This window comes from Kitasatospora sp. NPDC057512, assembly GCF_042802135.1.
Taxonomy (GTDB): Bacteria; Actinomycetota; Actinomycetes; order Streptomycetales; family Streptomycetaceae; genus Kitasatospora.
Map to the genome: position 1 here is coordinate 1 of NZ_JBHVET010000262.1, position 10,357 is coordinate 10,357.

General features: G+C 72.7%; 9 protein-coding genes. 2 read left to right on the forward strand and 7 right to left on the reverse strand.

Going from position 1 to position 10,357, the window contains the following annotated elements; genetic code table 11:
* Positions 1–65: 65 nt before the first annotated feature.
* The 6 genes from ACFU6K_RS18615 to ACFU6K_RS18640 all read right to left on the reverse strand — a co-directional run bounded on the left by ACFU6K_RS18615 (position 66) and on the right by ACFU6K_RS18640 (position 5,316).
* On the reverse strand, positions 66–389 hold the full coding sequence (locus ACFU6K_RS18615) for a multidrug efflux SMR transporter (protein WP_316527045.1): 324 nt from the start codon (positions 387–389) through the stop codon (positions 66–68).
* A gap of 1 nt (position 390) precedes the next feature.
* The gene (locus ACFU6K_RS18620; protein WP_380664307.1) at positions 391–1,089 is read right to left on the reverse strand and encodes an HAD family hydrolase; all 699 of its coding nucleotides are present in this window, start codon (positions 1,087–1,089) and stop codon (positions 391–393) included.
* A gap of 93 nt (positions 1,090–1,182) precedes the next feature.
* Positions 1,183–2,268, reverse strand: coding sequence for an ABC transporter ATP-binding protein (locus ACFU6K_RS18625; RefSeq protein ID WP_380664309.1), 1,086 nt, complete (start codon positions 2,266–2,268; stop codon positions 1,183–1,185).
* A gap of 21 nt (positions 2,269–2,289) precedes the next feature.
* Positions 2,290–3,135 (reverse strand): ABC transporter permease, encoded by an 846-nt coding sequence (locus ACFU6K_RS18630; protein WP_380664311.1) that lies wholly within the window; start codon positions 3,133–3,135, stop codon positions 2,290–2,292.
* Positions 3,123–4,103: an ABC transporter permease gene (locus ACFU6K_RS18635; RefSeq protein ID WP_380664313.1), complete on the reverse strand. Its 981-nt coding sequence runs from the start codon at positions 4,101–4,103 to the stop codon at positions 3,123–3,125. The genes ACFU6K_RS18630 and ACFU6K_RS18635 overlap by 13 nt, the downstream gene beginning before the upstream one ends.
* A gap of 43 nt (positions 4,104–4,146) precedes the next feature.
* Positions 4,147–5,316: an ABC transporter substrate-binding protein gene (locus ACFU6K_RS18640; RefSeq protein ID WP_380664315.1), complete on the reverse strand. Its 1,170-nt coding sequence runs from the start codon at positions 5,314–5,316 to the stop codon at positions 4,147–4,149.
* 485 nt (positions 5,317–5,801) lie between these two features.
* Here ACFU6K_RS18640 and ACFU6K_RS18645 point away from each other — a divergent pair, with 485 nt between their 5' ends.
* Positions 5,802–6,590 carry a GntR family transcriptional regulator gene (locus tag ACFU6K_RS18645; protein WP_380664321.1) on the forward strand — a complete coding sequence of 263 codons (789 nt, stop codon included), beginning with the start codon at positions 5,802–5,804 and terminating at the stop codon, positions 6,588–6,590.
* A gap of 212 nt (positions 6,591–6,802) precedes the next feature.
* Here ACFU6K_RS18645 and ACFU6K_RS18650 read toward each other — a convergent pair whose 3' ends face one another.
* Complete coding sequence (locus ACFU6K_RS18650; protein ID WP_380664317.1) at positions 6,803–8,377, reverse strand: phosphonate degradation HD-domain oxygenase; 1,575 nt, start codon at positions 8,375–8,377, stop codon at positions 6,803–6,805.
* Positions 8,378–8,635: 258 nt separating this feature from the next.
* On the opposite strand from ACFU6K_RS18650, the gene ACFU6K_RS18655 reads away from it, so the two are divergent.
* On the forward strand, positions 8,636–10,357 hold a 1,722-nt coding region (locus ACFU6K_RS18655; protein WP_380664319.1), incomplete at its 3' end, for an APC family permease.

The following is a 10,357-nucleotide window of genomic DNA, read 5'->3' on the forward strand; positions in this document are numbered from 1 at the left end:
CGGCAGGGGAGTTGACCAGCTGGTTCAGAGTTGACGAACCGTCAGAAACGGCATTGCGGGCGGCGTCAGGAGTGCCCGCCCTTGAGGTTGAGCACGACCACCCCGACGATCACCAGCGCGATCCCCAGCCACTGGAGCCGCCCGAGCGACTCGCCGAAGGCGACCACCCCGATCCCGGCGACCGCCGCGGTGCCGGCCCCGGACCAGACCGCGTAGGCGACCGAGACCGGTATGTGCTTGAGCGCGCGGCCGAGCAGCAGGAAGGAGAGCACGTAGCCGACCCCGACGCCGAGGCTCGGCCAGAGCCGGGTGAACCCCTCGGTGAGCTTGAGGCAGCTGGTGGCGCAGACCTCGCTGATGATGGCCAGGGCGAGCAGGAGATAGGGCATGTCAGGGTCGAACCGCGCCGGCGCCGGCGAGCTTCCCGAGCAGGGCGAGGTCGGCCTGCTCCAGGCTGGCGAGCAGGGTGATCCGCCCGCCCCGCGGCATCGGCACCGCGGTGGACGGCACGGCGAGCACGGCGCAGCCGGCCGCGGTGGCGGAGGCGACCCCGGTCGGGGTGTCCTCGACGGCGAGGCAGTCGGCCGGGTCCAGGCCGAGCCGCTCGGCGGCGGCGAGGTACGGGTCGGGCGCGGGCTTGGTGCGCGGGGTGTCCTCGGCGGCCAGGGTGACGGCGAACCAGTCCCGGCCGATGGCGGACAGCACCAGGTCCACCACCCGGCGCGGGGAGGCGGAGACCAGGGCGGTCGGCACCCCCGCGTCGCGCAGCGCGGCCAGCAGGGCGAGCGCGCCGGGGCGCGGCACCGTCTCGGCGGCGACCTTGGCGGCGAAGGACTCGCCGAGCCGGGCGGCGAGTTCGGCCTCGCTCAGGGCGGTGCCGCTGACCTGGTGCAGGTGGGCGGCGGTGTGCTCGACGGCCTGGCCGAGCACCTCGGGGGCGTCCTGGTCGGTGAGCGGGTGGCGCAGTTCCTCGGCGAGTTCGGCGGCGGTCTGCCACCACAGCTGCTCGGTGTCGACCAGGGTGCCGTCCATGTCGAACAGGACGGCGGCGGGCAGCGCGTTGGACGCGGGCATGGCGGTGTCAGGCATGGCGGTACCTTCGGTGGTTCTCCGGCGCTTCGTCGGCGCTTCTTCGGTGCTCCGCCGGTACGTCGTCGGGCGGAGCGGGGAGGTACGAGGCTCTCAGGCGGCGCGGCGGTCCACCAGCACCGGGCGCTCCGGCAGGGTGAGCGCGGCCCGGGCGCCGGCCGGCAGCGCGGCGGCGGCCTCGGTGGGCAGGTCGGCCTTGACCTCGGTGCCGTCGTCCAGGCGGACGGTGAGCCGGGTGACGGCGCCCAGGAAGGAGGCGGTGACCACCAGCGCGGGGCCGTCCTCGGCCGGGGTCAGGGTGACGTTCTCCGGGCGGACCAGCACCTGGAGCTCGCCGTCGGCCGGGACCGCGCCGTCCACCGCGTGCCGGCGGCCGAGCGCCTCGACGCCGTCCGAGGTGCGGGTGCACGGGATGCGGCTCATGGTGCCGACGAACTCGGCGACGAAGGCGGTGGCCGGCCGGCCGTACAGCTCGGACGGGGCGGCGCACTGCTCCAGCCGTCCGGCCCGCAGCACCGCGACCCGGTCGGCCATCGACAGCGCCTCCTCCTGGTCGTGGGTGACGAACAGGGTGGTGATGCCCAGCTCCTGCTGGAGGCGGCGGATCTCCTCGCGCAGCTGGAGGCGGACCTTGGCGTCCAGCGCGGACAGCGGCTCGTCCAGCAGCAGGACGCGCGGCTGGAGGGCGAGCGCGCGGGCGAGCGCGATGCGCTGCTGCTGGCCGCCGGACATCTGGTGCGGGTAGTGGTCGGCGCGGTGCGGCAGGCCGACCAGCTCCAGCAGCTCCTGGGCCCGCTTGCGGCGCTCGGCCTTGCCGGTGCCGCGCATCCGCAGCCCGAAGGCGACGTTGTCCAGCGCGGTCAGGTGCGGGAAGAGGCTGTAGGACTGGAACACCATGCCCGCGTCGCGCTTGTGCGCGGGGATCGCGGTGATGTCCTGGCCGTCGACCAGCACCTCGCCGGAGTCGTGCTGCTCGAAGCCGGCCAGGATGCGCAGCGCGGTGGTCTTGCCGCAGCCGGACGGGCCGAGCAGGGCGAGCAGTTCGCCCGGGCGGACGGTCAGGTCCAGGCCGTCGAGGGCGGTGGTGGTGCCGAACGCGCGGCGCAGGGAACGGAATTCGACGGTGGCGCTGCCGGGGGCGAGCGGGGCGTCGGCGGCGATGGCGGTGGCCGTGGTCATGACTGGTGACTCCGGGGGGTTTCAGGAGGTGGCGGTCTTGGCGCGGCGCTCGCGCCCGGCGGTGGCCAGCAGGAGCAGCAGCAGCCAGGTGAGCAGCAGGCTCAGGATGGAGACCGCGACCGACATGTGGGCCTGGCTGTTGCCGACCGAGTAGATCCAGACCGGGAAGGGCTGGAAGCCGAGGATCGAGGCGGTGGTGAACTCGCCGAGCACCAGGGCCAGGGTGAGGAAGGAGGCGTTCAGCAGCGCCCCGCGCAGGTTGGGCAGGACGACGGTGAACACCGCGCGCGGCCAGCTCGCGCCGCAGTTGCGGGCGGCCTCGACCAGGGTGCGCACGTCCATCGAGCGCAGGCCGGCGTCCAGGGCGCGGTAGGCGAGCGGCAGGGCCATCAGCACGTAGGCGATGACCAGCACCAGCGGGAAGTCCGGGTCCTGGATGAACACGAAGGTCTGGAAGAACGGGGTGTCCATCAGGTAGTCCGGGCCCCAGCGGAGCACGCCGATCAGGCCGGCGGTCAGCGCGACCGGCGGCACGACCAGCGGCAGGGTGCAGAGCACGTCGAGCACCGGGCGCAGCTTCGGCGAGCCGAGCCGCACCGAGATCAGCGCCGGGACGAGCAGGAGCAGCAGCACCACGACGGTGACGACGGCGAGGCCGAGGGTCAGCCAGAGGCTGTCCAGGAAGCCGGGGGCGGAGAGCAGCCCGGTGTAGGCCGCGAAGGAGATGCCCTGGGGGTCGTCGATCGAGAACCAGAAGGAGGCCGCGAGCGGGACGAGGAAGTAGACGCCGGCGAGCAGCAGCACGGCTCCGCGCCACCAGCGCACGGTGCGGCGGCCGGGGCGGGCGGGGGTGGTCAGCTGAGCCATCGGGCGCTCCGGCGCTGGAGGGGGAGGTACACGGCCATCACCAGGACGGCCACGACGATCATGTTGAGGCTGAGGGCGAGGGCGAGGTTGCCCTGGCCGACCAGCACGTTGCCGGAGAGCGCGTCCGCGATCGAGCGGCTGACCAGCGGGACGGTCGCGCCGACCATGGCGGCGGCCGTCGCGTAGGCGGCGAAGGCGCTGCCGAAGAGCAGCACGAAGCCGCCGAGCAGGGAGGGCAGCAGGATCGGCAGGGCGACGTGGAGCCAGTACTGGACGGTGGTGGCCCGGTTGTTCTGGGCCGCCTCGCGCCACTGGGTCCGCAGGCCGTCCAGGGCCGGGGTGATGGTGAGCACCATCAGCGGGACGAGGAAGTACAGGTAGACGACGGTCAGGCCGGTGAAGGAGTACAGCGTCCAGCCGTGGTCGGTGAGGTGCAGCAGCTTGGTGATCTCGCCGGCGTTGCCGAGGGTGGCGACGAACGCGAAGGCGAGCGGCAGGCCGCCGAAGTTGGCGAGCACGCCGGAGGCGGTGAGCACCGCCTGGCGCAGCCAGCCGCGCCGGGAGGTGACGACGGCCTGGGCGAGCGGCAGGCCGAGGGCGGTGGCGAGCAGCGCGGTCAGCGCGGAGAGCTTGAGGCTGCTCAGCATGGCCGTCTGGTAGCCGCCCTGGACGGAGGCCGTCAGGTTGTCGAAGGTGAACTGCCCGGCGCCGCTCTCCGCGTCGCTGGAGGTGGTGAACGCGCCGATCACGATGGCGACGGCGGGAAGGCCGAAGCCGATCAGGAAGAACAGCAGCAGCGGCACGGCCGCCAGCCAGGACGCGCCGCCGAGGCGGGCGAGCGGCCGGCGCCGGGGGCCGGGGGCGGTGGTGGTGGGGGAGGTGGTCGTGGCGGTGGCGGACGCCCCCGCGCCGCCACCGGGGGAGGTGGCGGCGGGGGTGGTCGGCACCGGGGTGGGAGCCGTGGTCATGAGTGCCTTTTCTCAGCCCGAAGTGCGGTACGTGGCCGGGGTGTCAGCCCGCGATGGCCTTGGTCCAGTTCTCGGTGACGACCTTCTTGGCCGCGTTGATCTGGTCGACGGTCGGGAAGGTGGTGAACGGCTTCTCGACGGTGGGCAGCTTGGCGGCGCCGGCGGCGTCCAGGGTGCCGTCCTTCTTCAGGGCCTCGAAGGTGGACGGGGTGGCGTAGCCGCCGAGGAAGAGGTTCTGGCCCTCGGTGCTGAACAGGTACTCCTGCCACAGGCGGGCGGCCGCCGGGTGCGGGGCCCACTTGTTGACGGCCTGGTTGTAGAACTGGGCGTAGGAGCCGTCGGTCGGGATGGAGACCTTCCAGTCGACGCCCTTGTCCTTGAACTCGTCGGTGTAGCCGGCGTTCAGGTAGGACCAGTCGATCGAGATCGGGGTCTCGCCCTTCTCGACGGTGGCCGGGGTCGACTCGACCGGGTTGAAGTTGCCGGACTGCTTCAGCTTGCCGAAGAAGTCGATGCCGGGCTGGATGTTGTCCAGCGAACCGCCGTTGGCGAGCGCGGCCGCGTAGACGCCGCCGAAGGCGGAGCCGGACTTGGTCGGGTTGCCGTTGAGGGCGACCTGGCCCTTGTACTCCGGCTTGAGCAGGTCGGCGAAGGTCTTCGGGCAGTTGGCGATCTTCTTGGCGTCGCAGCCGATGGAGACGTAGCCGCCGTAGTCGTTGACGGCGGCGCCGTTCGCGTCCTTCATGGTGTCCGGCACCTTGTCGAAGGTGGCGACCTTGTAGGGGGCGAGGATGCCGTCCTTGACCGCCTGGAGGGCGAAGGCGCTGCCCAGGTCGACCACGTCGGGGGCGCGGTCCTGGCCCTTGCGGGAGTTGATCGCGTTGATCTCGTCCTGGCTGGAGCCGTCCGGGTTCTCCTCCTCGACCTCGATGCCGTACTTGGCCTTGAAGCTGTCGATGATCTTGCCGTAGTTCGCCCAGTCCCGGGGCAGCGTGATGACGTGCAGCTTGCCCTCCTTCTTGGCGGCGGCGATCAGGCCGTCCATGCCGCCGAAGTCGGCGGCGGAGGTGGCCGTCTTGGCGTCCTTGGCGCCGCCCTGGGCGGCGTCGCCGGACTTGGCGCTCGAACCGGCGGAGCCGCAGGCGGTGAGGGAGAGCGCGGCGGCGGTCAGGACGGCCGCGAAGGCGGCGGCGCGGGCGCGGTGCACGGTCACGGGGAAGTCTCCTGTTAAGGGGGCGTACGGCGAGGGGCGCTCGCGGGGGGTTCCGCGGGCTTGCGTCTCGCGAAGGCTCGCGAAGGCCTGCGACGGCCCGCGAACGTTCGTGAAGCCTTGCGAGGGTTCGCGAGGCCTTGCGGAGGTTCGCGAGGCTTTGCGGAGGGCGGCGGACCGACCGGGTGAGCGATCGATCGACGTCGTCCGAGTTGACTAGCCAACTTCGCTGACGGCAGTAAGTACGCCGGAGTCCGGTGACGGGAAGGTGAACGGACGGCCCAGCGCCGGGGTCGGGTGCGGGAACGGTGGAATCCGGCCATCGGAGCGTGATCCGTTCGGTGCGATGCTTCGAAGGCGCAGCGGAGTAAGGTCGGGCTGTCCGCGCCGGTACGGCTGCGCAGGACACCGCCCCAGGAGGGACATTGACTGACGTGGCAACTGAGCCCCAGCGCCCCGAGGGCTCCCCGGCCGCGGACGGGAGCCCGGTGGCCGGGGCCCCCGCGGCGGCCGGGGAACCCCCGGCGGAGCGCCCCGGCGCGCTGTACCGGAAGGTGGCCGCCGACCTTCGCGAGGCGATCACCACCGGCGCGTACGGCGAGGCCGGCCGGCTGCCCGCCGAGGGCGCGCTGGCCGAGCAGTACGGCGTCTCCCGCGGCACCGTCCGCCAGGCGCTCGCGGTGCTGCGCTCCGACGGACTGGTCACCTCCCGCCGCGGCACCCGCCGGGTGGTCCTCGGCGGCGCCCGGGTGCAGAGCTTCTCCGAACTGCTCAGCTTCACGCACTGGGCGTACTCGATGGGCGAGGAGCCCGGCGGCATCCTCGACTCGCTGGTGCGCCGCCCGGCCGACGCCGCCGAACGCGAGCAACTGCGCCTGGAGCAGGGGGCCGAGGTGTACGTCATCGTCCGGCTGCGGACGCTCTCCGGCACCCCGGTGATGGTCGAGCGCACCGTCTACCCGCCGCGGGTCGGCGAGATCGTCGCCGAGCTGCCGCCGGACGTGGTCTCGCACACCGAAGTGCTGCGCGAGCACGGCATCCTGTTCACCGACGCCGACCACACCATCGACATCGTCCCGGCCAACGCCGAGGACGCCCGGCTGCTCGGCTGCCGCCGGGGCGGTCCGCTGCTGCGCGAGCGGCGCCGCACGACCGACCCGACGGGCATGCCGGTGGAGTGGTCCCAGGACCGCTACCTGCCCGGGACGGTGGCGTTCAGCGTGCACAACTCCCTGGCCACGTCGGCGCTTTCGCGGCACGCGCGGGAGCTGGACTGAGCTCGTCGGCTAGGGCCTGTCTTCAAACTCGCGTCTGCGGGGCGACGCCGGTGCACGCACCTCGCCGCGTTGTCGTCGGTCGCCAATGCTCCGCAGTGGCTCCGCCCCCAGCCTCCGGCCGGGAGGTGCCCCCACCTCCGCCTTGCGATGCACGCACCCCAACGCCGCCCCGCCCGCCCTCCGGGCGAACGACGGGAGCTTGAAGACAGGCCCTAGCGCATGAGCGCGGCGAGCAGCGGGCGGTAGTGCGCGAAGCCGGGGGTCGGGGCGCCGGCCGCCTTCGCCTGCTCGTCCCAGCGCCGCACCGCCACCGCGTCCCGCGCGCCCGGGAGTTCGGCGAAGGCGGCGGCCTGGTGCTCGTCCATCGGGCCGCCCTGGACGTTCAGCGTGTACTCGGAGGCCGCGGAGAGCTTCTCCCGGTACCCGGGCTCGACCGCGCACAGGTAGCGCTTGGCGGCCACGTGCAGCCGGACCGGCTCGGTGACCTCCGGGCCGAACCAGCGGGCCAGCCAGTCGGCCCCGGAGTCGCTGTGGCGGTTGTCCTGACCCTGCATCAGATCCGTTCCGTGCAGGGCTCCGTGGAAGTGGCCGACGTCGTGCAGCAGTGCGGCGGCGACCAGGTGGTCCGGCGCCCCGGCCGCCTCGGCGGCAGCGGCGGCCTGGAGCATGTGCTCGGCCATGGTGACCTCCTCGCCCAGGTACTCCGCGGCGCCCTCGCCGGCGAACAGCGCGGCGATCGCGTCCAGCGCGGCGGCGCGGCGGCGCAGCACGGCGAGGGTGGAGGACAGCGAGTCGAGGTCGGCGTAGCAGCCCTGGAGGTGCCGGTGGCCGTCCTGCTGGAAGGCCGTCCGGGCGTGCAGCAGGCGGGTGTTGTCGAAGACCAGGCAGTCGCCGGGGCCGAGGCGGAAGGTGAGCCGGAGCTCGGGGCGCAGGGTGATCGCGGCGAAGCGGCGGTAGGCGGCGTAGAAGGCGTCCAGGCCCGATCCGCGCAGGGTGCCGGTCGAGCGGTTGTTGAACCGGACCTCGCGGATCCGCCCCTGCGGGTCCAGGTCGATCAGCGGGCGGTCGGCCCGGAGCTCGGTGCGGCGGTCGCGGAAGACGAACGGGACGGGCGTGCGGGTGAGGACCTCGAACGCGTCCGGCGCCTCCTCCCGGAGGACCGCCGCGGCCTTGAAGCCGTCCACCAGCCCGGAGTCGCCGCCGGTCGCCGAGTTCTCCAGGCAGTGCAGCAGCTGGAGGGTCGGCACCGGGTCCCGGTACGGGTTGTCGGTGTGCGGGGCGATGGCGACGCTGGTGAAGGCGAGGTTGTTGGGAGCGGGCTCGATCCGGACGTCGAACAGCTCCCCGTAGTTGGTGACCCGCACGTACCCGAAGCTCTCCGCCACCCGCAGCACCTGCCGCTCGACGGTCGGCACCCCGCGCAGCACGGCGAAGCCGCTGTCCCGTACGGCGGCCAGCACCGCGGCCCGCTCGGCGGGGTCGGTCAGGTAGGCCTCCCACGGCGCCTCCGGGGGGCCGGACGCGAAGTCCGCCGCCGTCCAGAGCCGCTTGTCCTGCTCGGTGCGCCCGTCGCCCCCGTCCGCCTGGTCGAGCCACTCCCGCGGGTACCGCGACCGGTGCCCGTCCGACCAGAGCACCTCCAGGTGCCCGTCGGCCTCCGTGCTCGCGGCGACCGCCAGGTCCGGCGGCAGCTCGTGGATCTGGAACAGCTTCTGTCCGTTGCGCGGGTCCCGGCACTCGGCGCACGGGCAGTTGTCGCGCAGCCAGTACGGCGGCAGCTCGGTCATCGGTCTTCTCCTCGGCGGCACTACGGCTGTCGTGTCGGCTGAAGTTGTATAGCCAACTTCAGCCCTGCCGGGAGCCTGCCCGCCCTCGGTGAGTTCCACGTGCCGGGCGGGTGAACGCCACGGGAACTGTGCCCGGTGGGCCGTTCCGGCGGGCTGTTCGGGTGAGGGGGTGCGGGGCGCCGCGCGTTTCGATGGGGGAGGGGTGGGGGCTACGGCACTGTCGGGGTGGATTTGTCCCGATATATGAGAGGTGCGAGCATGGCCCATTCCTCCTCCAATCCGCCCGGCTCGGGGCACACCGCGCTGCGGCGCGAGGTCGGTGTCATCGGACTGCTCTGGGCCTCGGTCGGGGCGATCATCGGCTCCGGCTGGCTGTTCGGGGCGCAGAAGGCGGCGGTGGCGGCCGGACCGGCGGCGCTGGTGTCCTGGGGCGTCGGCGCGGTGGCGATCATCCTGCTGGCGCTGGTGCACGCCGAGCTGGGCGGGCTGTTCCCGGTGGCGGGCGGCACGGCGCGCTACCCGCACTACGCCTTCGGCGGGTTCGCCGGGATGTCCTTCGGCTGGTTCACCTGGCTGCAGGCCGCGACCATCGCGCCGATCGAGGTGCAGGCGATGATCAACTACGCCCAGCACTGGAGCTGGGCGGACGGCCTGCTGAACAAGGACCTGACGCTGACCGGCTGGGGGTTCGTCGTCGCGGCCCTGCTGCTCGGGGTCTTCGTCGCGGTCAACTTCCTCGGCGTGCGGCTGCTCGCGCACACCAACAGCGCGGCCACCGTGTGGAAGGTCGCCATCCCCGTGCTGACCATCATCACGCTCGGCCTCACCGAGTTCCACGGCTCCAACTTCACCGTCCACGGCTTCGCCCCGGACGGCGCCAAGGGCGTGCTCGCCGCGATCAGCAGCAGCGGGGTGATCTTCGCGCTGCTCGGCTTCGAGCAGGCCATCCAGTGGGCGGGCGAGAGCCGCAACCCGCGCCGGGACATCCCGCGCGCCGTGCTCGGCTCGGTGGTGATCGGCACGGTCGTCTACGTGATGCTCCAGGTGGTGTTCATCGGCGCGCTGCCGCCGGAGACCTTCGCCAAGGGCTGGACCACGCTCGACTACCCCGGGATCAGCGGGCCGTTCGCCGGCCTGGCGACCCTGATCGGCCTGGGCTGGCTGGCCACCGTGCTGTTCATCGACGCGGTCGTCTCACCGGCCGGCACCGGGCTGGTCTACATCACCTCCAGCTCCCGGGTCACCTACGGCCTGAGCCGCAACGGCTACGCTCCGCAGGCGCTGCAGTCCACCGACAAGCGCGCGGTGCCCTGGCTCGGCCTGCTCATCGCCTGGGTGGCCGGGGTGATCTGCTTCCTGCCCTTCCCGAGCTGGCAGCGGCTGGTCGGCTTCATCACCTCGGCGGTGGTGCTGATGTACGCGGGCGCCCCGCTGGCCTTCGGGGTGCTGCGCAAGCGGCTGCCGGGGATGGAGCGCTCGTACCACCTGCCCGGCGGCTCGGTGGTCTCGCCGCTGGCCTTCGTGGTGGCGAGCCTGGTCATCTACTGGTCCGGCTGGGACACCCTGTGGCGGCTCGGCCTGGCGATCGTGATCGGCTACCTGCTGCTCGGCGGGTACTCCTGGTACGCGCGCTCGAAGGGGATGCCGAACGCGCCCCGGATGGACTTCCGGGCCGGACAGTGGCTGCCGGTCTACCTGCTCGGCATGGGCGTGGTGTCCTGGCAGGGCACCTTCGGCGCGGGCGCGCAGGGGAACCTGCCGCTGTGGTGGGACATCGCCGTGGTGGTGGTGTTCTCGCTGGTCGTCTACTACTGGGCGCTGGCGATCGCGCTGCCGGCGGAGGAGATCGAGCGGAACATCCGCGGCGTCGAGGTGCTCAGCGTGCCGTCGCTCTCCACCGGCAGCAGCAGGGTCTCGTACGCGTCGTCCTGCGCGTATCCGCCGAGCTGGGCCAGGCTCAGCGCCAGCTCCTCTTCGGAC